Annotated in this window: 22 protein-coding genes; 11 read left to right on the forward strand and 11 right to left on the reverse strand. The window is 73.6% G+C overall.

What is annotated here, in order from left to right:
- Nucleotides 1–158: 158 nt before the first annotated feature.
- On the forward strand, nt 159–1,448 hold the full coding sequence (locus ACFVZW_RS14340) for a DUF6986 family protein (protein WP_384520737.1): 1,290 nt from the start codon (nt 159–161) through the stop codon (nt 1,446–1,448).
- A 152-nt stretch (nt 1,449–1,600) separates the two neighbouring features.
- On the opposite strand, the gene ACFVZW_RS14345 is transcribed toward ACFVZW_RS14340, so the two are convergent.
- Complete coding sequence (locus tag ACFVZW_RS14345; protein ID WP_384520738.1) at nt 1,601–2,632, reverse strand: LacI family DNA-binding transcriptional regulator; 1,032 nt, start codon at nt 2,630–2,632, stop codon at nt 1,601–1,603.
- A gap of 129 nt (nt 2,633–2,761) precedes the next feature.
- Here ACFVZW_RS14345 and ACFVZW_RS14350 point away from each other — a divergent pair, with 129 nt between their 5' ends.
- A complete protein-coding gene (locus ACFVZW_RS14350; RefSeq protein WP_384520740.1) occupies nt 2,762–3,715 on the forward strand; it encodes an ROK family protein in 954 nt (317 codons plus the stop codon).
- Nucleotides 3,716–3,739: 24 nt separating this feature from the next.
- Here the strand turns inward: ACFVZW_RS14350 and ACFVZW_RS14355 are convergent, their stop codons facing one another.
- Nucleotides 3,740–3,919, reverse strand: a complete 180-nt coding sequence (locus ACFVZW_RS14355) for a hypothetical protein (protein WP_383557176.1) — start codon at nt 3,917–3,919, stop codon at nt 3,740–3,742.
- A 204-nt stretch (nt 3,920–4,123) separates the two neighbouring features.
- Here ACFVZW_RS14355 and ACFVZW_RS14360 point away from each other — a divergent pair, with 204 nt between their 5' ends.
- Complete coding sequence (locus ACFVZW_RS14360; protein WP_384520818.1) at nt 4,124–5,167, forward strand: NUDIX domain-containing protein; 1,044 nt, start codon at nt 4,124–4,126, stop codon at nt 5,165–5,167.
- A gap of 36 nt (nt 5,168–5,203) precedes the next feature.
- Here ACFVZW_RS14360 and ACFVZW_RS14365 read toward each other — a convergent pair whose 3' ends face one another.
- Entirely contained in the window at nt 5,204–5,884 is a 681-nt protein-coding gene (locus tag ACFVZW_RS14365; RefSeq protein ID WP_384520742.1) for an MBL fold metallo-hydrolase, read from the reverse strand.
- A 69-nt stretch (nt 5,885–5,953) separates the two neighbouring features.
- Nucleotides 5,954–7,318, reverse strand: coding sequence for a dipeptidase (locus ACFVZW_RS14370; protein WP_384520743.1), 1,365 nt, complete (start codon nt 7,316–7,318; stop codon nt 5,954–5,956).
- Between the two features lie 122 nt (nt 7,319–7,440).
- Between ACFVZW_RS14370 and ACFVZW_RS14375 the strand changes: the two genes are divergently transcribed.
- A complete protein-coding gene (locus tag ACFVZW_RS14375) occupies nt 7,441–8,964 on the forward strand; it encodes a geranylgeranyl reductase family protein (RefSeq protein ID WP_384520745.1) in 1,524 nt (507 codons plus the stop codon).
- A gap of 144 nt (nt 8,965–9,108) precedes the next feature.
- On the opposite strand, the gene ACFVZW_RS14380 is transcribed toward ACFVZW_RS14375, so the two are convergent.
- Nucleotides 9,109–9,570, reverse strand: a complete 462-nt coding sequence (locus tag ACFVZW_RS14380; protein WP_384520747.1) for a nitroreductase family deazaflavin-dependent oxidoreductase — start codon at nt 9,568–9,570, stop codon at nt 9,109–9,111.
- A 129-nt stretch (nt 9,571–9,699) separates the two neighbouring features.
- Between ACFVZW_RS14380 and ACFVZW_RS14385 the strand changes: the two genes are divergently transcribed.
- Nucleotides 9,700–10,404: a TetR/AcrR family transcriptional regulator gene (locus ACFVZW_RS14385; RefSeq protein ID WP_384520748.1), complete on the forward strand. Its 705-nt coding sequence runs from the start codon at nt 9,700–9,702 to the stop codon at nt 10,402–10,404.
- Nucleotides 10,405–10,548: 144 nt separating this feature from the next.
- Here ACFVZW_RS14385 and ACFVZW_RS14390 read toward each other — a convergent pair whose 3' ends face one another.
- Nucleotides 10,549–11,106 (reverse strand): BTAD domain-containing putative transcriptional regulator, encoded by a 558-nt coding sequence (locus tag ACFVZW_RS14390; RefSeq protein WP_384520820.1) that lies wholly within the window; start codon nt 11,104–11,106, stop codon nt 10,549–10,551.
- Between ACFVZW_RS14390 and ACFVZW_RS14395 the strand changes: the two genes are divergently transcribed.
- The 3 genes from ACFVZW_RS14395 to ACFVZW_RS14405 are packed head-to-tail and all read left to right on the forward strand — an operon-like array spanning nt 11,013 to nt 14,970.
- Nucleotides 11,013–13,016, forward strand: coding sequence for an MMPL family transporter (locus tag ACFVZW_RS14395; RefSeq protein WP_384520750.1), 2,004 nt, complete (start codon nt 11,013–11,015; stop codon nt 13,014–13,016). The genes ACFVZW_RS14390 and ACFVZW_RS14395 overlap by 94 nt on opposite strands.
- 53 nt (nt 13,017–13,069) lie before the next feature.
- Nucleotides 13,070–14,308: a sensor histidine kinase gene (locus ACFVZW_RS14400; RefSeq protein WP_384520751.1), complete on the forward strand. Its 1,239-nt coding sequence runs from the start codon at nt 13,070–13,072 to the stop codon at nt 14,306–14,308.
- Complete coding sequence (locus tag ACFVZW_RS14405) at nt 14,305–14,970, forward strand: response regulator (protein ID WP_384520753.1); 666 nt, start codon at nt 14,305–14,307, stop codon at nt 14,968–14,970. Before ACFVZW_RS14400 ends, ACFVZW_RS14405 begins: the two co-directional genes overlap by 4 nt.
- A gap of 125 nt (nt 14,971–15,095) precedes the next feature.
- On the opposite strand, the gene ACFVZW_RS14410 is transcribed toward ACFVZW_RS14405, so the two are convergent.
- The 3 genes from ACFVZW_RS14410 to ACFVZW_RS14420 form a co-directional block, all read right to left on the reverse strand.
- Nucleotides 15,096–15,842, reverse strand: a complete 747-nt coding sequence (locus ACFVZW_RS14410; protein WP_384520822.1) for a maleylpyruvate isomerase family mycothiol-dependent enzyme — start codon at nt 15,840–15,842, stop codon at nt 15,096–15,098.
- Between the two features lie 89 nt (nt 15,843–15,931).
- Nucleotides 15,932–17,152 (reverse strand): MFS transporter, encoded by a 1,221-nt coding sequence (locus ACFVZW_RS14415; RefSeq protein ID WP_384520755.1) that lies wholly within the window; start codon nt 17,150–17,152, stop codon nt 15,932–15,934.
- A gap of 217 nt (nt 17,153–17,369) precedes the next feature.
- Entirely contained in the window at nt 17,370–18,011 is a 642-nt protein-coding gene (locus ACFVZW_RS14420; protein ID WP_384520756.1) for an endonuclease, read from the reverse strand.
- 85 nt (nt 18,012–18,096) lie between these two features.
- Here ACFVZW_RS14420 and ACFVZW_RS14425 point away from each other — a divergent pair, with 85 nt between their 5' ends.
- Nucleotides 18,097–19,323 carry an ROK family protein gene (locus ACFVZW_RS14425; protein WP_384520758.1) on the forward strand — a complete coding sequence of 409 codons (1,227 nt, stop codon included), beginning with the start codon at nt 18,097–18,099 and terminating at the stop codon, nt 19,321–19,323.
- A gap of 89 nt (nt 19,324–19,412) precedes the next feature.
- On the forward strand, nt 19,413–20,177 hold the full coding sequence (locus ACFVZW_RS14430) for an SAM-dependent methyltransferase (protein ID WP_384520760.1): 765 nt from the start codon (nt 19,413–19,415) through the stop codon (nt 20,175–20,177).
- Here the strand turns inward: ACFVZW_RS14430 and ACFVZW_RS14435 are convergent.
- Together ACFVZW_RS14435 and ACFVZW_RS14440 are read right to left on the reverse strand one after the other, a co-directional pair.
- Nucleotides 20,150–20,764 carry a DUF4865 family protein gene (locus ACFVZW_RS14435; protein ID WP_384520762.1) on the reverse strand — a complete coding sequence of 205 codons (615 nt, stop codon included), beginning with the start codon at nt 20,762–20,764 and terminating at the stop codon, nt 20,150–20,152. The genes ACFVZW_RS14430 and ACFVZW_RS14435 overlap by 28 nt on opposite strands.
- Nucleotides 20,765–20,793: 29 nt before the next feature.
- On the reverse strand, nt 20,794–21,381 hold the full coding sequence (locus tag ACFVZW_RS14440; protein WP_384520763.1) for a TetR/AcrR family transcriptional regulator: 588 nt from the start codon (nt 21,379–21,381) through the stop codon (nt 20,794–20,796).
- Nucleotides 21,382–21,546: 165 nt separating this feature from the next.
- Here ACFVZW_RS14440 and ACFVZW_RS14445 point away from each other — a divergent pair, with 165 nt between their 5' ends.
- Nucleotides 21,547–21,831, forward strand: a complete 285-nt coding sequence (locus ACFVZW_RS14445; RefSeq protein ID WP_384520765.1) for an SHOCT domain-containing protein — start codon at nt 21,547–21,549, stop codon at nt 21,829–21,831.
- Nucleotides 21,832–21,992: the final 161 nt, after the last annotated feature.

Below are 21,992 nucleotides of genomic sequence, written 5' to 3' on the forward strand. Positions count from 1 at the left end.
TTCTCTGTTGTTTTTCTGGCGGGGGGGGGGGCGGGGTGGGCTGCGCCGCGCCCCCCCCCCCGGCCGTTTCGGACAACCATTGACGCAGGTCCCGACGGACTACTAACTTCGCTATACGGATTGTTGATTCCGTGAAGCGGAAAATAGGAGGATGTGGGATGGGTCAGCAGGAGAAGGTGTCGACGAGCCTCGCCGGAGCGGTCAGCGAGGGCATCAGCGCCTCCCTCGCAGCGGTGGACGCCGAGCTCGACCGGCGCTACCCCGGCGACCCGGGCACCCGCCAGCCCGTCCACACCGTCTACGTCCCGGGCAACGTCTTCGACGCCGGAACGATCCGCTCCTGGGGCGACCAGGCCCTCGCGGCGCTCGACCAGCACGCCCCCGACGCCGACTCCTTCGCCGCCGTCCTCGGCCTCTCCGACGACCTCGCCGAGGACGTCTACGGCCGCGTACGGGCCAAGCTGGAGCGCGAGCCCATCGAGGACCTCCGCGTCGACTTCGAGGACGGCTACGCGGGCCAGGACGAGGACCACGACGCCGCCCGCGCCGCCCGGCTGATCGCGGAGGCGTACGCGAAGGGCACCGCGGCCCCGTACATGGGCATCCGGATGAAGTGCATGGAGGCCGCCGTACGCGACCGCGGCATCCGCACCACCGACGTCTTCCTCACCGGACTCATCGAGAACGGCGGCCTGCCCGACGGCCTCGTCCTCACGCTCCCGAAGGTCACCTACCCGGAGCAGGTCTCGGCCTTCGTCCGCCTCCTCGAAGCCTTCGAGAAGGCCCACGGCCTGGACGCAGGCCGCCTCGGCTTCGAGATCCAGATCGAGACCAGCCAGTCCATCCTCGCCACCGACGGCACCGCCGCCGTCGCCCGCATGATCGGCGCCGCCGAGGGCCGCGCCACCGGACTGCACTACGGCACCTTCGACTACAGCGCCTGTCTGGGCGTCTCCGCCGCCTACCAGGCCAGCGACCACCCGGCGGCCGACCACGCCAAGGCGATCATGCAGGTCGCCGCCGCCGGTACGGGCGTACGGGTCTCCGACGGCTCCACCAACGTCCTCCCGGTCGGCTCCACCGAGCACGTCCACGAGGCCTGGCGCCTGCACTACGGCCTCACCCGCCGCGCCCTGGCCCGCGCCTACTACCAGGGCTGGGACATGCACCCGGGCCACATCCCCACCCGCTACGCCGCCGTCTTCGCCTTCTACCGCGAGGGCTTCGAGGCCGCCGCCAAGCGCCTCTCCGCCTACGCCAACCACGCGGGCGGCGACGTCATGGACGAGCCCGCCACGGCCAAGGCGCTCAGCTCCTACCTGCTGCGCGGCATCGACTGCGGCGCCCTCGACACCGCCGAGGTCGACGCCCTCACCGGCCTGACCCGCGCCGACCTCGACCGCTTCGCGGCCCCGCGCCGCGGCGACCTCACGGCCACGGCCCAGTAACGGCTGTCACCCCGCCCCGTTCCCTGTCACGCCATCGCACAGGGGAGAACGGGGCGGTGCCGTGTACGTCAAGGGCGGAGACGACGAGGCGCCGTTGCCGGATCTGCCCGTCTGCTGACCGCGGGCGCCGGACACGTCACCGCCCGCGCCCGCTACGCGGACGGCGGGATCTCGCCCGAGCCGCGCGCGATCAGCCGGGTCTCCAGGACCACTTGGGCGGGCGCGTCGTCGATGCCGTCCAGGCGGCGGAAGAGCCGTTCCGCCGCGGTACGGCCCAGCGCAGCCGCGTCCTGGGCGATGACGGTGATCCCGAGCAGGTCGGCGAGCTCGATGTCGTCGAACCCGACCAGGGCGACGGGGCGTTCGCGGCCGGCGAGCGCCCGGACGGCGGTGACGGTGACGCGGTTGTTGCCCGCGAAGAGCGCGGTGACCGGCGCCGGTCCCGACACCATGGCCGTGACCGCCTCCCGTACCCGGTCCGGATCCGTCGGACCCAGGGACACCCAGGACTCCTCGACGGCCAGCCCCGCGTCCTCCATCGCCGCGCGATAGCCGCGCAGACGCTCGGTCGCGGTGTGGATGCGCGGCTGGTCCCCGACGAAGCCGATCCGGCGGTGGCCGTGGGAGATCAGGTGGGCGACCCCGGCGCGAGCGCCTCCGAAGCTGTCCGACAGGACGGCGTCGGCGTCGATCCGGCCCGCCGGACGGTCGACGAAGACGGTGGCGACGCCCGCCTTGATCTCCGGTTCGAGATAGCGGTGGTCCGTGCCCGCCGGGATCACGATCAGCCCGTCGACGCGCCGGGCGCACAGCGCGAGCGCCAGCTCCTGCTCCCGGTCCGGGTCCTCCGCGCTGGAACCGTTGATGAGCAGCGCCCCATGGGCTCGGGCCACCTCCTCGACGGCGCGGCTGAGCGGACCGTAGAACGGGTCGGCGAGGTCCTCGAGGACCAGGCCCACGGAGGCGGTGCGGCCCTTGCGCAGCACGCGGGCGCTGTCGTTGCGCCGGAAGCCGAGCGATTCGATGGCCTCCTGGACCCGGCGCTCGGTGTCGGGGGTGACGCCCGGTTCGCCGTTGACGACCCGTGAGACCGTCTTGAGTCCGACGCCGGCCCGGGCGGCGACATCCTTCATCGTGGGCCGATTGCCGTAACGGTGCTCGGGGCGGCGGGCGGTGTCGGCCACAGTGAGTGGATCTCCTTCGTCTCGTCTCTGTCTCGTCCGAGCATAGGGCCTGGACAACGTTGTCAGAGCAGGGGAGACTGTAGGTCGCAGCGATCGACCGCTCCCGCCCCTTCTGGAGACACCGCGCACATGCAGAATGACCTCGTTGTCGCCCTGGACTTCGGCGGCACCAAGATCGCCGGCGCGTTGGTGGACGGCGACGGCGCGATTCTCGTACGGGCCCAGCGGCCCACCCCCGCGCGGGAGGACGGCGAGACGGTGATGCGCGCCGTCGAGTCGGTCCTCGCGGACCTGGCGGCCTCGCCGCTGTGGGAGTCGGCGCACGCGGTGGGCATCGGGAGCGCCGGGCCCGTGGACGCCTCCGCGGGCACCGTCAGCCCGGTCAACGTGCCCGGCTGGCGCGGCTTCCCGCTCGTCGAGCGGGTCCACAAGGCGACCGGCGGGCGACCGGTCACGCTGGTCGGCGACGGTGTCGCCATGACCGCCGCCGAGCACTGGCAGGGTGCGGCCCGCGGCCACGACAACGCGCTGTGTCTGGTCGTCTCGACCGGTGTGGGCGGTGGCCTGGTGCTCGACGGTCGCGTACACCCCGGCCCCACCGGCAACGCCGGGCACATCGGCCACATCAGCGTGGACCTGGACGGCGACCCCTGCGCCTGCGGCGGGCGCGGGTGTGTCGAGCGGATCGCCAGCGGGCCCCACATCGCCCGTCGCGCCCTGGACGGCGGCTGGCGGCCGGGCCCCGACGGCGACACCTCGGCGGCGGCGGTCGCCGCCGCCGCACAGGCCGGGGACCCGGTCGCCTTGGCCTCCTTCGAGCGCGCGGCCCAGGCGCTCGCCGCGGGCATCGCCGCCACCGCGACCCTGGTCGAGATCGACATCGCCGTCGTGGGCGGGGGAGTGGCGGGCGCGGGAGACGTGCTGTTCGACCCGCTCCGGCGCAGCCTGAGGGCCTACGCCACGCTGTCGTTCGTCCGCGACCTCGTCGTCGTCCCGGCACTCACCGGTACGGACGCGGGTCTGCTCGGTGCCGCGGCCGCCGCCGCCCGTATCCCTGGGGGAGCGCCCCGAGTGGGGCGCTGACGGCGCGTCACCGGCCCGGCGAGCTCAACCGCCCACCGGCTCGGGCCTCCTCTGCTCCACGATCACCAGGAACGCGTCGGACTCCAGGTCCATCACGACCTCCGCCGGGAGCCCTTCGTCCCGGCGGGCGCTGGCGAACTCCTCGGCGGGCCAGCTGCCCCGTGGGCCTCCCGCGGGAAACCACTGCAATACCGTACGGCTCATCTCCGCACCCCCTTGCCTCGCCGGTCCAACGACGCCCGGTCTCGAAGTGTTACGCACCGGCCCGTACGCCCGTTCGTGGAGTGAGGCGTCTCACAGCCGTGCACCCATCCCTCTCCACGCGGACCCGGCGCCCTCCGGTTCCGCCCGGGGGTTTCCGTGGCAGGGTGTTGCGGGCAAGCCACTGTGGGCTATCGAAGAGGGGGAATCGTGATCGTCTGGATCAACGGGACGTTCGGCGCGGGGAAGTCCACCACCGCGCGCGAGCTGGTCGATCTGATCCCGAACAGCACGCTGTACGACCCCGAGATCATCGGCTCCACGATGAACCGGCTGCTGCCGGAGAAGCGGCTCGACGAGGTCGACGACTACCAGGACCTGCCGATCTGGCGCCGACTGGTCGTGGACGCCGCCGCCGCGCTGCTCGCCGAGGTCGGCGGTGTGCTCGTCGTCCCCATGACCCTTCTGCGCCAGGAGTACCGCGACGAGATCTTCGGGGGGCTCGCAGCCCGGCGCATTCAGGTCCGGCACGTCCTGCTCGCCCCGGATGAAACGATCCTGCGCGCGCGGATCCGGGGCCGGACACCCGATGACTCGGACCCGCAGGCACTGGAGCGCGTACGTCAGTGGTCCCTCGACCACATCGAGCCCTACCGCACCGCCCTGCACGACTGGCTGGCCGCCGACGCGCACGTCGTCGACACCTCCGCACTCACACCGGCCGAGGCCGCCGCGTCCATCGCCGAGGCCGTCGCCTCCGGCGAGGCCGCACCCTGCGGCATCGTCCAGACCCCCGAACCCAGCGGCGAGACGCTCGCCGCCGGGGTCCTGCTCTTCGACGAACAGGACCGGTTCCTGCTCGTCGACCCCACCTACAAGCCCGGCTGGGAGTTCCCCGGGGGTGTCGTCGAGCCCGGCGAACCGCCCGCCCGGGCCGGGATGCGCGAGGTCGCCGAGGAGATAGGCATCGAACTCGACTCCGTACCCCGCCTGTTGCTCGTCGACTGGGAACGCCCCCAACCTCCGGGCTACGGCGGGCTGCGACTCCTCTTCGACGGCGGCCTGCTGCCGACCGCCGACGCGGACCGGCTCCTCCTGCCCGGCGCCGAGCTCCGTGGCTGGCGCTTCGTCACCGAGGAGGAGGCCGCCGAACTGCTGCCCCCGGTCCGCTACCGCCGCCTCCGCTGGGCCCTGCGCGCCCGTGAACGCGGGACCGTGCTCAACCTGGAGGCCGGCGTGCCGGTCGGCTGAGGGCGAGGCCGCCCCACCGCCGCCCGCGCCGACCGACTACGCGGCCGCCTCCGCCAGCTGACGGGCGGTGTCCGTCGTCACCGGGTCCCCGTGCCCACAGCACAGGACCGACGGCTTCAACTCCGCCAGACGCCGCATCGAATCCATGGCGCGCTCGCGGTCCACATGGAACACACCGAACGTCACGCCCTGCACCGTCGCCACCGTGTCGCCGGTGAACAGGACTCCGTGCTCCGGGAGGTGGACCGCGAGCGAGCCGGGCGTGTGACCCGGTGTGTGCACCACGACCGCACCGTCCCCGAAGCCCAGCGCCTCCCCGTCCTCCACCTCCCGGTCGACCCGGGTCGCCGGTGCCTCGGGGACGGTCAGACCGCGCTCGTACAGAGGGATCTCCCAGTCGAGCAGGACGGGCTCGGGGGCCGGGGCCTCACCCCGGATCACGGCGGCGTCGAGGCGGTGCGCCACGATCTCGGCGCCGAACCGGTCGGCGAGAGCCTGGGCCGAGCCGACGTGGTCGCGGTGGCAGTGGGTGAGCACGATCCGGCGCAGGGCGGCCGGGTCGAGCCCCGCACCCCGCATCGCCGACTCGATCTCCGGCGCCGAGTCCACCCATCCGGCGTCGATCAGGGTCAACTCCTCGTCGTCCCGCCACAGATAGGCCTGGCCGATCGAGAAGTGCAGCATGTGCAGTCGAGGCGTGATCTCGATGAAGTCCATACGGCGAACCTACGCATCCACGCAGGTCCGCCGTATGGTTCTACGCTCTCGGCGAGCTTCGCCGAACGCTTAACCCTGCTTCGAGCGGGCGTAGTTGAGCAGGAAGTGCGCCTCCGCCACCGACAGGCGCTCCAGCTCCTCGGGCGACACCGACTCGTTCACCGCGTGGATCTGCGCCTCCGGCTCACTCAGGCCGATCAGCAGGATCTCCGCCTCGGGGTAGAGCGACCCCAGCGTGTTGCACAGCGGGATCGAGCCTCCCATGCCGGAGGTCTGCATCTCCTGCCCGGGGTACGCGATCCGCATCGCCTCCGCCATCGAGACGTACGCCGGGCTGGACACGTCCGCCCGGAACGCCTGGCCCTGGCCGACCTGCTCGAAGGAGACCCGGGCGTTCCACGGCACACGCTTCTCGATGTGCGCGTACAGCAGCTTCGTCGCCTTGGACGCGTCCTGGCCCGGCGGCACCCGCAGGCTGATCTGCGCCCGCGCCGTCGACGGGATCGACGGCGTCGCGCCCGCCACCGGGTGGCAGTCGATGCCGATGACGGTGACGGCCGGACGGGCCCAGAGACGGTCGGCGACCGTGCCGTTGCCCGGCAGAGCGACGCCCGCAAGGACCTTCGCGTCCGCGCGGAAGTCGTCCTCCGGGTACTGCAGGCCCTCCCACACCTCGTCGGCCGGCAGGCCGTCGATGACCGTCGAGCCGTCCTCGGCGCGCAGCGTGTCCAGGACCCGGATCAGCGCGGCCAGCGCGTCGGGCGCCGCGCCGCCGAACATGCCGGAGTGCAGGTTGCCTTCGAGGGTGTCGATCCGGACCCGGATCATCGTCATGCCGCGCAGGGTCGCGGTGACCGTCGGCAGACCGAGCCGGAAGTTGCCGGTGTCACCGATCACGATGGCGTCGGAGGTGAGGAGTTCGGGGTGCGCCTCGGCGTACCGCTCCAGACCGCCCGTGCCCTGCTCCTCCGAACCCTCGACGATCATCTTGACCGTGACCGGGACTCCGCCGTTCGCCTTCAGTGCGCGCAGCGCCAGCAGGTGCATGATGAAGCCGCCCTTGCAGTCGGCCGCGCCCCGCCCGTACCAGCGTCCGTCGCGCTCCGTCAGCTCGAACGGCGGGGTGACCCACGCCGACTCGTCCAGCTTCGGCTGCACGTCGTAGTGCGCGTAGAGAAGGACGGTCGGGGCGCCGGCGGGGCCGGGCAGCACGCCGTACACCGACTGCGAACCGTCCGGGGTGTCGAGCAGCGCCACGTCCTGGAACGCCTCGGCGCGCAGTGCGTCCGCCACCCAGTTCGCGGCCGCCTCGCACTCGCTGCGCGGGGCCACGGCCTCGTCCGCCACCGACTCGAAGGCCACGAGTTCCGCGAGCTCCGCCTTGGCGCGTGGCATCAGCTCGGCGACGGTCTCGGCGATCGGATTGGCGGTCATGGGCACGCTCCTGGTGGGTGCGACGTTGTAATGACGTTGCCGTATATCGGTTGTACGGCGAACGTATGGCCGATCCTACGGCGCGGGGCCCTGGCTACCGGGCCGTAGGATGCCGGAAGAGCATGGACCGTCGGTCGGATCAGGAGCAGAAGCACATCGTGAGCAGCGAGAACGCAGACGCCGAAGAGGTACGCGCGGGAGAGTCGCGGGACGCGACCGTCTGGGACGTGGTCGTCGTCGGGGCCGGCCCCGCCGGTGCGTCGGCGGCATACGCGGCCGCGGTCGCCGGCCGCCGCGTGCTTCTCCTGGAGAAGGCCGAACTGCCCCGGTACAAGACCTGCGGCGGCGGCATCATCGGACCGTCGCGGGACGCGCTCCCGCCCGGTTTCGAACTGCCGCTCCAGGACCGGGTGCATGCCGTCACCTTCTCCATGAACGGCCGCTTCGCCCGCACGCGCCGCTCGCGCCGGATGCTCTTCGGGCTCATCAACCGTCCCGAGTTCGACGCCGGGCTCGTCGAGCAGGCGCAGAAGGCGGGCGCCGAGCTCCGTACGGGCGTCACCGTCTCCCGCGTCGAGCAGCACGGCCCGGCCGTGCCCGACCGGCGGACCGTCGCCGTGGTCCTGGCCGACGGCGAGACGCTCCTGGCCCGGGCGGTCGTCGGAGCGGACGGCAGCGCCGGCCGCATAGGGGCTCATGTCGGCGTCAAGCTGGACCAGGTGGACCTCGGGCTCGAGGCGGAGATCCCCGTGCCGCCGTCGGTGGCCGAGGACTGGAAGGGGCGTGTCCTCATCGACTGGGGGCCGATGCCCGGCAGCTACGGCTGGGTCTTCCCCAAGGGCGACACGCTCACGGTCGGCGTGATCTCGGCGCGGGGCGAGGGTGCGGCCACCAAGCGCTATCTGGAGGACTTCATCGCCCGTCTCGGGCTCGCGGGCTTCGAACCGGCGATCTCCTCGGGTCATCTGACGCGCTGCCGCAGTGACGACTCGCCGCTGTCGCGCGGCCGGGTGCTCGTGTGCGGTGACGCGGCGGGTCTCCTGGAGCCGTGGACGCGGGAGGGCATCTCGTTCGCCCTGCGTTCGGGCCGGCTCGCGGGGGAGTGGGCGGTACGGATCGCGGAGGCGAACGACGCGGTCGACGCGCGCCGCCAGGCGCTGAACTACGCGTTCGCGATCAAGGCCGGCCTGGGCGTGGAGATGGCGGTCGGGCGGCGGATGCTCGCGCTCTTCGAGCGCAGCCCCGGCCTGCTGCATGCGGCGATCACGGGCCTGCGTCCCGCCTGGAACGCCTTCACGGACATCACCCGGGGCTCGACCACGCTGGCCGGCCTGGTCCGCTCGAACGGGATCGCGCGGCGGGCGCTCGACGTCCTGGACCGCCGACTGGACACCGGGGCGGGCACGGCGCGCCGTGGCGTCACGGACCCGGCCGTCGCGTCCGGGCCTGCCGAGCCGCAGGGCTCGGGGGGTACGGCGAAGGGCGCGGACGAGGTGGACGGCGCGGAGGTCACCACGGGCTCGGACGGTCCGGCGGGCGTGTCGGGTCCGGCGGGCTCGGACGGTGCGACGGACGCGCCTGGTGCGACGGGCGCGTCGAAGGCCGCGGGAGAGCCCGAGCGCGCGGGGGACGCCGAGGCGTCGTGATGTCGTGACGTCGGGCGGATCGGTCCGGCGTCAGGGGCGGGTGGGCCGGTCCGGGGTCGGGGTCGGTCCGGCGTCGAGGGCGCAGTGGGTCGGTCCGGCGTCGGGGTCGGGTGGGCCGGTCCGGCGTCAGGGGCCCGGGCCGGTTCATGAGGTGGTGGTGATCCGGAAGACGGGGTGCTTCGGGGCGATCGCCCTCAGCTCCTCGTCCGTGGAGTCCGGCCCGACCCCGCCGAAGAACACGCCGACCTCGGCCTTCCAGCGCTTGAGGTAGGCGCGCAGCAGGACGGGCTTCTGGTCGTCGGACAGCTCGACGGCGGTGAACGCCTGCACATGCTTGCCGAGGTGCAGTTCGCCCCCGCCGGCCGCCCTCATGTTGTGGGTCCACTGGACATGGCCGCGCGGTGCCACCAGGTACTGGGCGCCGTCGAACGTCATCAGGTTGACGGGGGTGGTACGCCATTCGCCGGTCTTGCGGCCGCGGACCGCGAGGATGCGTGAGCCCCAGACGCTGATGCCCCGGCGGGTCATCCAGGCGACGGCCCGATTGAGGACGTTGATCGTGATCCAGCCGGGCTTCATGACGTGGGCGGCGGGCTGAGCGGACATGGCAACCTCCGATGGGGAAAGTGTGAGCACTGCTCTCGCTTGAGATCAGTGTGCACGGATCGGCACGCCAAAGCAAGAGCAGTGCTCTCGTTTCAGTGCGGTGCTCTGAAAGATGGCAGACTGTCCTTCATGACCAGCGTTCAAGGAGCCCGGGCCCGGGCCCGCATCGAGATCACCGCCGCCATCAAGGACGAGGCCCGCAAGCAGCTCGCCGCCGAGGGCGCCCCGAAGCTCTCCCTCCGCGCCGTCGCCCGTGAGCTCGGCATGGTGTCCTCCGCGCTCTACCGGTACTTCCCCAGCCGCGACGATCTGCTCACGGCACTCATCGTCGACGCGTACGACGCGGTCGGCGCCGCCGCCGAACAGGCCCTCGCCGCCGCGGACGCCGGCCGCGCGCCCGACGCCGTCGCCCGCTGGACGGCGGTCTGCCGGGCCGTCCGTACCTGGGCCGTCGCGCACCCGCACGAGTACGCCCTGATCTACGGCTCGCCCGTGCCCGGCTACTCCGCCCCGCAGGACACCATCGGCCCGGCCTCCCGCGTCGGCCTCGTCCTCATCACCATCGCCCGCGACGCGTTCACCACCGACGGCATCGCCCCGCCGCCGCTCCCCGGGAAGCTGCGCCCAGAGGCGGAGCGCATGGCCGCCGACTTCGCCCCCGATCTGCCGCCCGCGCTCGTCGTCGCACTGGTCGCGGCGTGGTCGCAGCTCTTCGGGCTCATCTCGTTCGAGGTGTTCGGTCAGTTCCACCGGATCGTCGAGGAGCGGGAGGAGTTCTTCGCCGCGTCCGCCGCCCGACTGGGCCAGGACGTCGGCCTGCTGCCCCGCCCATAGCCCGAACACGCGCACCTCGGGCCGCAGCAACGCCCCAACGCGCGCCCCTCAGGCCGCACCAGGGCCCGAAGGCGCGCACCTCGGGCCGCCGCGCCGTGAGCGATCGCGCACCTCAGGTCGCCGCGCCGTGCGCAAGCGCGTCCTTCAGGCCGCCGTACCCCGCTGCGCCGAGCCCCGCCCCACCATGTCCGCGACCCCGCCGAGCAGCGTCGGGTCCTGTCGCAGGATCCGCTCGTGCAGGGCGCGCAGGGTGGGGCCCGGGTCGGCGCCTACGGCCTCCGCGATCCTGTGCCGGGCCTCCTCGTACGCGACCAGCGCGTCGGAGGAGCGCCCGCCCCGGTACAGCGCCAGGATCAGCAGCGCCACCGGCCGCTCCCGCAGCGGATGGGCGGCCACCAGGCGCACCAGCTCAGGGACGCACTCGTCGTACCGCCCCTGCGCGATCGCGCCCTCCAGGCGCGCCTCCAGGACCAGCGTCCGCTTCTCCGCCCACCGCCGGCGCTCGGCCTCCAGATAGGGACCGGGCAGCCCCTCCGCGTACTCGCCGCGCCACAACGCCTCGGCCTCGCCCGCCAGTTCCCCGGCCCGGCGCAGATCGCCGGCCTCACGTGCCGCGATCGCGCTGCGCAGCAACTCCCGCCGCTCACACAGGTCGTCGATCCGGGCGCCGGTCAGCCGATAGCCGCTGCCGGTCCACTCCAGCCATCGACGACCCCGCCACCGCCCGCGCCGCGCGGGCGCTCGCCGACGAGGTCGCCGCCCTGCCGGGCGTCGTGGACACCCGTGCGTACTGGAACGGCGCGAGCCCGGCCCTGCGCTCCGAGGACGGCGGCCGCGCCCTGATCCTCGCCCGTCTGGAAGGAAGCGCCACCGAGACCCGTGCCCGACTCGCCACCCTCTCGCCCCTGCTGACCCGCCCCACGCCGGAGTTCACGGTCCAGGTGGGCGGCCAGGAGGAGATCTCCCGTCAGGTCGGAGAACAGGCACGCGCCGACTTCCTCACCGCCGAGATGCTCGTCCTGCCCGCCGTCGTCCTGCTCCTGATCCTGGTCCACCGCCGCACCACCGCCGCTCTGATCACGGTCGGGACCGGGCTGCTGTCCGTCGTCGGCACGCTCGCCGGACTGCGGCTGCTCGCCCAGTTCACGCCGGTCTCCACCTTCGCCGCCAACATCGCGCTCGTGCTCGGCCTCGGACTCGGCATCGACTACAGTCTCTTCCTCATCACCCGCTACCGCGAGGAACGCGCCTTCGGGCACGCCCAGCCGGAAGCCGTCGACCGAGCCACCGCGGCCGCCGGACGCACCGTGCTCTTCAGCGGCGTGACCGTCGCCGTCTCCCTCTCCGCCCTCCTCGTCTTCCCCTTCTTCTTCCTCAGCTCCTTCGCCTACGCCGGCGTCCTCGTCGTCCTCACGGCGGTGGCCGGCGCGGTCCTCGTGCTGCCGGCCGCTCTCGCCCGCTGGGGCCACCGCATGGAGCGCCCCACCTCGTCCCCGCCCGGGCGCGGCCTGTGGCACCGGATCGCCCTGCGCGTCCTGCGCCGTCCCGCGCTCAGCGCCGCCGCCGTGCTCGGCGTCCTGCTGATCGCCGGCTCTCCGCTCCTGGGCCTGCGGTTCGGCCTCCCCGACGAGCGGACCCTCCCGGCCGGCACCTCCTCCCGTACGACGTCGGAGATCGTCCACCGGGAGTTCGCCGCCGAACCGACCGACACCGTCCATGTCGTCGTGCCCTCGCCCCTGGACCGGGCGGAACTCGCCGCGTACGCCGCCGGACTCGCCCGCCTTCCGGGCGTCCACAGCGTGGAGCCGCCGCGGTACGGGAAGAACGGCGCGGCCGTCCTGGCCGTCGTCCCGACGCAGCGGGCGATGTACGGGGACGTGCCGGCGTTCGTGGAGCGGATCCGTACCGCCGACGGTCCGCCCGGCGCCCTGGTCGGCGGCTATCCCGCCGAGACCACCGACTTCCGCGCCACCCTGCTCGAACGGCTGCCGATCGTCGTCGGACTCGTCCTCGCCGCGACCTTCGTCATCCTCTTCCTCCTCACCGGCAGCCTGCTGCTCCCCGCCAAGGCCACGGTCCTCAATCTGCTCAGCCTGTCGGTGATGTTCGGCTGCCTCGTCTTCGTCTTCCAGGACGGCCACGTCGCCTCGGTGCTCGGCTTCACCCCCACGGGCTCGATCGAGCCGAGCATCCCGATCCTGATGTTCTGCATCGTCTACGGACTGTCCATGGACTACGAGGTGTTCATGCTGGCGCGCATCAAGGAGGAGTACGAGCGGACCGGCGACACGGACCGAGCCGTCGTCGAGGGCATCCGCCGCAGCGCACCGTTGATCACGGCCGCCGCCGGAATCCTCGCCCTCAGCTTCGCCGCGTACGCGACCGGCGGTGTCGTCTTCCTCAAGGAACTCGGTGTCGGGGCGGCCCTCACCATCCTGGTCGACGCCACCCTCATCCGCGTCGTGCTCCTCCCGGCGACCATGCGGCTCGCGGGCCGTGCCAACTGGTGGGCGCCCGCGCCGCTGCGCCGCCTCCACCGCCGTATCGGTCTGAGCGAGGCGCCGGCTCCCGACAGGGCGCCGGGCGGCGTACTCCGGCGGGAGTACGTGTGATCACCACGCCCGGCTGACGCCCGAGCGGCCCGACCGCGTCTAGCGTGGCGGGCATGGACGAACTGCGCAGAGACGGCGAGGGCGGCCCACCGCGGGCACGCCGCAGTCAGGTCGGCCCGCCCTGGCTGCGGCAGTGGGCCGAACGGGAGCCCGGGACCGGACTGCCCTGGCGGTCCACCCTGCTCCTCGCCGTCTTCGTGATGGTGGGCTCCGGCTTCGCCGCGCGGAACCAGCCGGACCGGGAGTCGCTGGACGCCCTCGGCCGCTCGCTGCTGCTCGTCGGCTCCGCGCTGCTCCTGCTGCGCCACCGCCACCCGGTCCCCGTGGTCTTCGGGACGGCGGCGCTCACCCTGGGCTACTTCGCCGCCGGCTACCCGTACGGTCCGGTCTTCCTCCTCGCCGCCGTCGCCTGTTACGCGGCGATCGTCCACGGTCACCGGCGGTCGGCCTGGTGGGCGCTGGGCCTGCTCTGGGCGGGTCATCTGCTCCTCGCCCACTGGCTCTACCGCTATCTGCCCCCGAAGGGGGACTCCGCCGCGCCCTGGGGCCAGGAGATTCCCGTCGCCCTCTTCGTCGTCGCGATCCTCGCCGCCTCCGAACTGGTCCGTGTCCGCCGCGAGCAGTGGGCGCAGCAGCGCGCCGAACGCGCCGCGGCCGAGCGGCGCCGGGCCGACGAGGAGCGCCTGCGGATCGCCCGCGAACTGCACGACGTGCTCGCCCACTCGATCTCCGTCATCAACGTGCAGGCGGGTGTCGGTCTCGCTCTGCTCGACACCGACCCCGAGCAGGCGCGTACCGCGCTCACCACCATCAAGGCGGCGAGCAAGGAGGCGCTGGGCGAGGTCCGGCAGGTGCTCGCCACCCTGCGCGCACCCGGCGAGGCCCCACGCACCCCGGCGCCCGGCCTCGACCGGCTCCCGGAACTGGTCGAACAGGCGGCGTCCGCGGGTCTGACCGTACGCACCTCGACCGAAGGGGAGCCCGTGGCGCTGCCGCCCGGCACCGACCTCGCGGCCTTCCGGATCGTGCAGGAGGCGCTGACCAACGTGGTCCGGCACTCCGGGTCCCGCACCGCCCGCGTCGTGATCGCGTACCGGCCCGGCGGCGTGGAGCTCCGTGTCGACGACGACGGACCGGCCACCGGCGGCGACGCCGGCGGCAGCGGCAACGGACTCGCCGGAATGCGGGAGCGGGCCGCGGCGCTCGGTGGCACGATCGAGGCGGGCACCCGCCCGGACGGCGGCTTCCAGGTGCGCGCCGTCCTTCCCGCCCGCCCGAAGGAGACCCCGTGATCCGTGTCCTGCTCGCCGACGACCAGTCGCTGGTACGGGCCGGCTTCCGCGCGCTCCTGGACGCCCAGCCGGACATCGAGGTCGCGGGGGAGGCCGCCGACGGTGACGAGGCCGCGGCGAAGGCGGGCGAACTGCGCCCGGACGTCGTCCTGATGGACATCCGGATGCCACGGCTCGACGGTCTGGCCGCCACCCGGCGGATCACCGGCGACCCGGCCCTCGGCGAGGTGAAGGTGGTCATGCTGACCACGTTCGAGCTCGACGAGTACGTCTTCGAGGCCATCCGCTCCGGCGCCTCCGGCTTCCTCGTCAAGGACACCGAACCCGAGGAGCTGCTACGGGCCGTGCGCGCCGTCGTCGAGGGCGACGCGCTGCTCTCGCCGGGGGTGACGCGGCGGCTCATCGAGGAGTTCGCCGCCCGCTCGAAGGCCCCGGCCGGGATGTCCGGACTCGACGAACTCACCGAGCGGGAGCGGGAGGTGATGGCCCTGGTCGGCATCGGCCTCTCGAACGAGGAGATCGCCCGGCGCCTGGTCGTCAGCCCCCTGACCGCCAAGACCCATGTGAGCCGGGCGATGGTGAAGCTGGGCGCGCGTGACCGGGCCCAACTCGTGGTCCTGGCCTACGAGTCGGGCCTGGTGCGCCCGGGCTGGCTGGGCTGAGGACGCGTACGGGGCCGGGATCTCGGAGCGGGTCGGGCCTGCGTTCCGGGGCGGTGCGGCGCCCGGATCGCGGGGCGTTCCGGGCTCGCGTTCCGGGGGCGGGTCGGTTCCGCGCCGCCGTTCTCTCACGACCAGGCGATGCCCGACGTCTCCCGCCACAGCCGCGCGAGCGACGCGTCGCCCGTCACGGTCACCGCGCCCTCCGGCAGCCGGTTCCAGAGCGTCAGATAGAGACGGTCGGCGGGACCGCTCAGCTCGCAGTCGGCCGGGCCCGCCGCGTCGCGCTCCGTGCGCGGCGCCTCCTGGGAGAGCCGTACGGTCCATACGTCTCCGGTGTCCGTCGCCCGGACCCGCAGGGTCTTCGGCTCCGGTGTGCGGACGCGGCTGCGGTCGCGCGCGTGGAAGGCGCGCAGCAGCTCGTCGATGCCGTCCACGGCGACCACCGGGCCGACCGGGCCGGGAACCCCCGTCGGCAGGGCGGACTCGGCGTCCGCGCGGTGCACGGTCGTCTCGTGGGCCTGCCGCCGCGCCCAGAAGGCGAGCGGGGAGGGAGCGGGCAGGAACGTCCAGCACTCCAGGGTGTCGGGCGCCGCGCGCAGGGCGGCGACCAGCAGGGCGTGGCCCTCACGGAAGTGGGCGATGAGCTCCTCGCCGTCGAGGTCCGGCTCGCCGCCGTCGGGGTGGTAGGAGGTGTGGCCCTCGGCGACGAACGCCGTGGCCCAGCGGTGCACCATCGTCGTGTGGCGCAGGAGATCCCGCACCCGCCACCCCGGGCAGGTCGCCACCGCGGCGCCCGTGCCCGCCGCTGCCGCGGCGTCGGCCAGGGCCCTGCCCGCCGCGTCCAGGGCCTCGATGTGCTCGTCGATCTTCATGATCCCCATGCGGCGGATTCTGCCAGGGGCGGGCGCGGGCCGGGCCGGAATCCCGCCTGCGGGAGCCCGGCCGCGCTGCCCGGGTACGGCTACTCGGCCTGCGCCGGTGCCCGTACGTTCCGCGCCGCGTAGCCGATCACCGCGGCGCCCGCCGCGAGGACGGCGACGGTGGTCAGGGCGACCGGCAGAGAGAACCAGTCGGCGAGGAAGCCGATCGACGGCGGGCCGAGCAGCATGCCGCCGTAGCCGAGGGTCGAGGCGGCGGCGACCCCGCTCGGGCCGGCCAGCGCTCCGGCGCGGGCGACGGCCACCGGGAAGATGTTGGCCAGGCCGAGACCGGTGATCGCGAAGCCGAGCAGTGCGGCCCAGACGCTCGGGGCGAGCGCGCCGAGCACCATGCCGACGGCCGCCGTCGCCCCGCCCGCCACGAGCGTGCGGGTCTGGCCGAGCCGTTCGAGGAGCGCGGTGCCGGAGAGTCGGCCGGCGGTCATGGTGAGCGCGAAGAGGGAGTAGCCGGCGGCGGCGACGCCCGGGTGCGCGTGGAGGTCCTGCTCCAGATGGAGCGCGCCCCAGTCGGCCAATGCGCCCTCGCCGTACGCCGTGCAGAGCGCGATCACCCCGAAGACGAGGACGAGCCCGCGTGAACCGGCTTTCCCGCGGGGTCGGTCGGCGGCTGCGACCGTCTCCGGCGGGGTGGGGGAGGGCTGCCGGAGCAGTACGGGACCGGCGACGGCCGTCAGGAGCAGTCCGACGACCGTCAGGCCGAGGAGATGGGTCGCGGGGGCGAGACTTCCGGCGACGAGCCCGCCGAGTCCGGCGCCGACCATCCCGCCGAGGCTGAACGCGGCGTGGAAGCTGGGCATCACGGGGCGGCGCAGGGCGGCGACGAGGTCGACGGCGGCGCTGTTCATGGCCACGTTGATGCCGCCGTACGCGGCGCCGAAGACCAGCAGGACGAGGCCCAGTGCGAGCGGGGAGTGGGTCAGGGCGGGCAGGGCGATGGAGAGCGAGAGCAGCACGGCGGTGGCGACGGTGACGGCGTGGCTGCCGTGGCGCCGGCAGAGGCGCCCGGTCAGGGTCATGGTCACCACGGCGCCGGCCGACACCCCGAGCAGCGCGAGCCCGAGGTCGCTGGCGGAGGCCCCGGTCTGCTGCTTGATCGCGGGGATGCGGACCACCCAGCCGGCGAAGAGGAAGCCGTCGAGGGCGAAGAAGAGGGTGAGGGCGGTGCGGAGGCGGGACAGGGAGGGAGCGGTGTCTCCGCCAGGGCCCCCCGGTACGGCCGTCCGTACTTTGTTTAGTAGCGGCACAAACTCAGGATAGGGGTCGGCGGACGCGGATTCAACCCGAGGCGTCGGCGCTGTCCCTTCGGGACGTCAGCGGTCTCGTCCGCGACGCCGGCAGTGCTCGACCGTGACGTCGGCGGTGCTCACCCCGAGGCGTCGGCGGTGCCCACGCCCCGACACCGGCAGCGCTAGGAGCGCGGCACCGGCAGCGCTAAGACCGCGACCCCGGCGGTGCCCACCCTCAGGCGTCGGCGGTGTCCCTTCGCAGCGACGCCCGTACGAGCGCCGCGGCAAGGAGCGGGAGTTCCTCGCGGGGCACGAGGTCCGCGAGCGCGGCGGGGTCCGTGGGGAGGTGCGCGCGCCGGGCGCCCCGCAGGGCGCGCTCGTCCAGGTAGGGGGACAGTTCCGGCCAGATTCCCTGGACCTCGCGCAGGAAGATGTCCGCGCCGGCCGGGCCGATCCCCGGCATCTCCTGCAGCTCCGACCGCAGAACGTCCACGTCGCCGTCCGCCGCCGCCCGCATCCGCCGCAGATCGCCGCCGTACTCCGCGAGGACCAGCTCGGCCTCCTCGCCCAGCTGCGTCGAGGTCCGCTCGTCGTAGCGCCGGTAGCCGCCCTCGCCCAGCACGTCCACCCGCTCCTGCCAGGTGGCGTCCCGCATCCGCCGCGGGCTGCCCATCCCCGCGTCGAAGAGCGCCCTGGCCGTCGCGACCGCCGTCTCCGCGCGGATCCGGGCGCTCAGCAGATGGGCCAGGACGAGCAGCTGGTACAGCGGCTGCGGAGTGTCCTTGAGCCGGATGCCGGCCTCTTCCGCGTACGTCCCGTGCCCCTGGTGCTCCAGCAGGGCCCGGACGCGGGTCGTCGACGTGTCGGAGCGTGCCATGACACCTCCCGATTCCCGCCGCGTCGGTACCCGCTGGGCACCCGCCGAAACCGCGCCACCGTCCGATCATGGGAGACTCGCCCCCATGAACGGCAAGGCGACGACGACCAAGACACGGCTGGACAGGGGGCGCGGCGCGCTCGGGCCCGCACTGGAGCTGGTGCACACCGGCCGCGCGCCGACGCGCGCCGTGCTCACCGCCGAACTCGGCGTCACCCGCGCCACCGCCGGTGCCGTCGCCGCCGAACTGGAGGCCCTCGGCCTCATCCGCGTCGACTCCAACCCCGGCGCCGCCGCCGGGTCCCAGGGGCGCCCCTCGCACCGCCTCGCCGTCGACGACAAGGGCCCCGTGGCCCTCGCCGCGCAGGTCCACGCCGACGGCTTCCGCGCCGCGCTCGTCGGTCTCGGCGGCACCATCGTGGCCACCGCGCCCGGCTGCGTCACCGTCTCCGCCGACCCCGCCCAGGTCCTGGGCGCCGTCGTCGACGCCGGCGCCGCCCTGCTGGAGGAGAGCGGCCGCCGCTGCGTCGGCGCGGGCCTCGCCGCGCCGTCAGCCGTCGCCGAACCCGAGGGCACCGCCCTCAACCCGCTCCACCTCGCCTGGCCGGCCGGCGCTCAGGTACGGGAGATCTTCGCGGAGCGCGTCCGGGCAGCCGGTATCGAGGGCCCGGCCTTCACGGGCAACGATGTCAACCTCGCCGCCCTCGCCGAGCACCGCCACGGCGCGGGCCGCGGCGCGAAGGACCTTCTCTGCGTCGCCACCGGCCACCGGGGCGTCGGCGGCGCCCTCGTCCTCGACGGCCGCCTGCACACCGGGAGTTCGGGCCTCGCCCTCGAGGTCGGGCACCTCACGGTCAACCCCGAGGGGCGCCCGTGCCACTGCGGCAGCCGCGGCTGCCTCGACGTCGAGACCGACCCGCTCGCCTTCCTCACCGCCGCCGGACGCGCCCCCGGGCCCGAGGTCTCGCTGCTCCAGCAGTCGCGCGACCTGCTGCGGACCAGCCCCGACGACCCGGGCGTACGGGCCGCGACGGCGGAGCTGATCGACCGTCTGGGGCTCGGCCTCGCCGGCCTCGTGAACATCCTGAACCCGGACCGGATCATCCTCGGCGGTCTGCACCGCGAGCTGCTGGACGCCGACCCCGACCGACTGCGCGCGGTCGTCGCGGACCGCAGCCTGTGGGGTCGCAGTGGTGGTGTGCCGATCCTCGCCTGCACGCTCGACCACAACAGCCTGGTGGGCGCGGCGGAGTTGGCCTGGCAGCCGGTCCTCGACGACCCGCTGGCCGCTCTGGGCAGGCCGGTGACGTGAGGGATGGGAAGGTCGAGCGCGCGGCCTGAAGCCCCTCCGCGCGATATCGGTTTGGGCGGACGGCGCCACTCGCACTAGCGTTCCGCTCCATGACCGATAACGATCTTCCTCCGCGCCTCGGCAGCCTGACCTTCCACGGGCCGCTCTCCGAGGCCCGCGCCACCCGCATGATCGAGCGGCTCGCCGCCGATTCGCCCGCCACCGTGCTCGACATCGGCTGCGGCTGGGGCGAGTTGCTGATGCGCGTCCTGGAGGCCGCGCCCGGATCGACCGGCGTCGGCATCGACATCAACGCCGAGGACCTGGCCCGAGGCCGGGTCCTCGCCAAGGAGCGCGGACTCGCGGACCGGGTCGAGTTCGTGGAGGAGTCGGCGCTCGGCACCACCCGCGGGCCGGTCGACGCGATCCTCTGCCTCGGCTCCAGCCAGGCCCTCTGCGACCCCGATCAGCCCCACGACCCGGCAGCCGCCCTGCGTGAACTGCGGCGCCTGGTACGGCCCGGCGGCCGTGTCGTCCTCGGCGAGGGCTTCTGGCAGCGCACGCCGACGGACGAGGAGCTCGCCGGGATGTGGCCCGGCGCGCACGCCGGGGAGCACTTCCTGCTCGGACCGCTCGTCGACCTGGCGATCGAGGCCGGCTTCCGCCCCGCGTGGATCGAGACGGCCGACGCCGACGAGTGGGAGGAGTTCGAGTCCGGTTACCGCAACGACACCGAGGTCTGGCTGGCCGCCCACCCCGACCACCCGCTCGCCGCCGAGACCCGTGAGCGGGTCGACCGCCAGCGCTCCACCTGGCTCAACGGCTACCGCCGCGTGCTCGGCATGGCCTATCTGACGCTCGTCCCGGTGGGCTGACCCGCCAGATCCGCCCGCTCCGGCGCCGACACGTGCAGCACCTGGAAACGCTCGCACGCGTCGGAGCCGGAGCCCCGCTCCGAAGCCGCGGGCTCCTGCGCCCACAGGGTGACGTGCAGCAGCTCCCAGTGGCGCGGATCGATCGCGAGCGCGCTCGCCACCACGCCGTCCACACGGGCCTCGCGCGCGTGGCGGGTGCGCGCCTGCGCCACCGCCCGCGCCGGGGCGATGTCCATCGGTACGGGGAGCCTGCGGCGCGTCGCGGTCCGTGGAGCCACCGAGGCCGCCGGCCCCTCCTCGTAGGCGAGACCCGTCCAGTGCTGCACCACGGGCCGGCCGAAGTCGTTCACGATCCCCTGGAATCCGGGGCCCCAGAGGAACGAGTGCATCCCTTCCGGCGCGGTCCAGAGGTAGAACGGCGCGTACTGGTTCACCGGCGAGCCGTCCTCGCGTTCCCTCATCAGATACGCCTTGAGGCCGAGACCGGGGAAGTCGTCGAGGAGGTGCCCCCTCGTCGCGACCCGCTCCCGGATGATCCCCATGTCGTAGTCGGCGGGCAAGGTGATCTCGTACTGCATGGCATCCAACGGGCGGTCTCCGATCCTCTTGTGTGCGCTCAGGCGGTACGGCTCGACAGGGTCGACAGCAGGGCGAGCAGGCCGCGGACGGCGGTGTCGAAGGCGGTGGGGGAGCCGGACGCGCGGGCCAGCACATAGCCGCCCTGCACGGTCGCCACGATCGTGGCCGCAAGCCCGGCCGGATCCAGGGGTCCGGTGAACTCCCCACTGTCCAGGCCCTCCTGGACGACCCCGGCGAGCTTGCCGCGCAGCCAGTCGAGCGTCTCGTCGACGGGAGCGCGCAGTTCCGGGCTCGCGACGACGTCCGGGTCCATGGTCAGCCGCCCGACCGGACAGCCGCGCAACACATCGCGCTCGCGCAGCAGATACGCCTCCAAGCGGGAGTACGCCGAATCCCCGCCGGCCAGGACGGCTTCCGTCGTCGCCCGCATCTCCTCCGCCGTACGACGGATCGCCGCGAGCGCCAGATCCGGCTTCCCGGCGAAGTGGTGGTACATGCTGCCCTGCCCGGCACCGGCGGCCTGCTGGATCGCCTTGGGGCTCGTGCCCACGTAGCCACGCTCCCAGAGCAGCTCCCGGGTGGCCTCGATCAGTCGCTCGGACGTCGTCATGACGGCAGTGTACATACCAGTAGGTACAGCGGTGTCGGATGAACGGGAGCAGCCGGGAGCACGGCCCGTACTCCCCGCGTCGTACGGACGAAGCCGCTGGCCGTACGACGACCAGGACCCCCTCCGCGAGCGAGTCTCGAAGCATCGAGACGCGACACAACGCATGAGGAGCTGAGAGACATGAACACACTCGCCCACGCCGGCCCCGGCCCTTGGGTCCTGTTCTTCCCGCTCGTCTGGGCGGCCGTGATCCTCACCGTGGTCACCGTCCTGCGCCGCACCGGATGGATGCGCGGCCGTCGCGGACGCGGACCGAGCCCGGCCTACGACGAGCAGTCCCCGATCGCGCTCCTCGGCCACCGTTTCGCGGCCGGTGAGATCGACGAGGACGAGTACTGGCGGCGGCTGACCGTCCTGGAGGAGCAGTTCGGTCGCACCGCGGGTCCCAAGGGGCGTGCGACATGACCACGACCACCACCGCGGCCACGCGCGCCGCCCGCACCGCCGCCCGGGTCGTGGGGGGCGCGGGGGGGGAAGGCGGGGGGGGCCCCCCCGGGGCGGGCGCGCGGCCCCGCGGCCCCCCGCCGCCGTCGGGCCCCCCCGGCGGGAAGCGTGAGGTACCGGAC

This window comes from Streptomyces sp. NPDC059567 (genome assembly GCF_042735655.1).
Classification (GTDB): domain Bacteria; phylum Actinomycetota; class Actinomycetes; order Streptomycetales; family Streptomycetaceae; genus Streptomyces.

What these genes read in the sequence shown, in the direction of transcription:
- ACFVZW_RS14440 (WP_384520763.1), bottom strand. Translation starts at nt 21,381, where the DNA reads ATGTACACTGCCGTCATGACGACGTCCGAGCGACTGATCGAGGCCACC.
- ACFVZW_RS14445 (WP_384520765.1), top strand. Translation starts at nt 21,547, where the DNA reads ATGAACACACTCGCCCACGCCGGCCCCGGCCCTTGGGTCCTGTTCTTC.
- ACFVZW_RS14400 (WP_384520751.1), top strand. Translation starts at nt 13,070, where the DNA reads ATGGACGAACTGCGCAGAGACGGCGAGGGCGGCCCACCGCGGGCACGC.
- ACFVZW_RS14425 (WP_384520758.1), top strand. Translation starts at nt 18,097, where the DNA reads ATGAACGGCAAGGCGACGACGACCAAGACACGGCTGGACAGGGGGCGC.
- ACFVZW_RS14420 (WP_384520756.1), bottom strand. Translation starts at nt 18,011, where the DNA reads ATGGCACGCTCCGACACGTCGACGACCCGCGTCCGGGCCCTGCTGGAG.
- ACFVZW_RS14365 (WP_384520742.1), bottom strand. Translation starts at nt 5,884, where the DNA reads ATGGACTTCATCGAGATCACGCCTCGACTGCACATGCTGCACTTCTCG.
- ACFVZW_RS14375 (WP_384520745.1), top strand. Translation starts at nt 7,441, where the DNA reads ATGGACCGTCGGTCGGATCAGGAGCAGAAGCACATCGTGAGCAGCGAG.
- ACFVZW_RS14370 (WP_384520743.1), bottom strand. Translation starts at nt 7,318, where the DNA reads ATGACCGCCAATCCGATCGCCGAGACCGTCGCCGAGCTGATGCCACGC.
- ACFVZW_RS14350 (WP_384520740.1), top strand. Translation starts at nt 2,762, where the DNA reads ATGCAGAATGACCTCGTTGTCGCCCTGGACTTCGGCGGCACCAAGATC.
- ACFVZW_RS14385 (WP_384520748.1), top strand. Translation starts at nt 9,700, where the DNA reads ATGACCAGCGTTCAAGGAGCCCGGGCCCGGGCCCGCATCGAGATCACC.
- ACFVZW_RS14430 (WP_384520760.1), top strand. Translation starts at nt 19,413, where the DNA reads ATGACCGATAACGATCTTCCTCCGCGCCTCGGCAGCCTGACCTTCCAC.
- ACFVZW_RS14410 (WP_384520822.1), bottom strand. Translation starts at nt 15,842, where the DNA reads ATGAAGATCGACGAGCACATCGAGGCCCTGGACGCGGCGGGCAGGGCC.
- ACFVZW_RS14355 (WP_383557176.1), bottom strand. Translation starts at nt 3,919, where the DNA reads ATGAGCCGTACGGTATTGCAGTGGTTTCCCGCGGGAGGCCCACGGGGC.
- ACFVZW_RS14380 (WP_384520747.1), bottom strand. Translation starts at nt 9,570, where the DNA reads ATGTCCGCTCAGCCCGCCGCCCACGTCATGAAGCCCGGCTGGATCACG.
- ACFVZW_RS14340 (WP_384520737.1), top strand. Translation starts at nt 159, where the DNA reads ATGGGTCAGCAGGAGAAGGTGTCGACGAGCCTCGCCGGAGCGGTCAGC.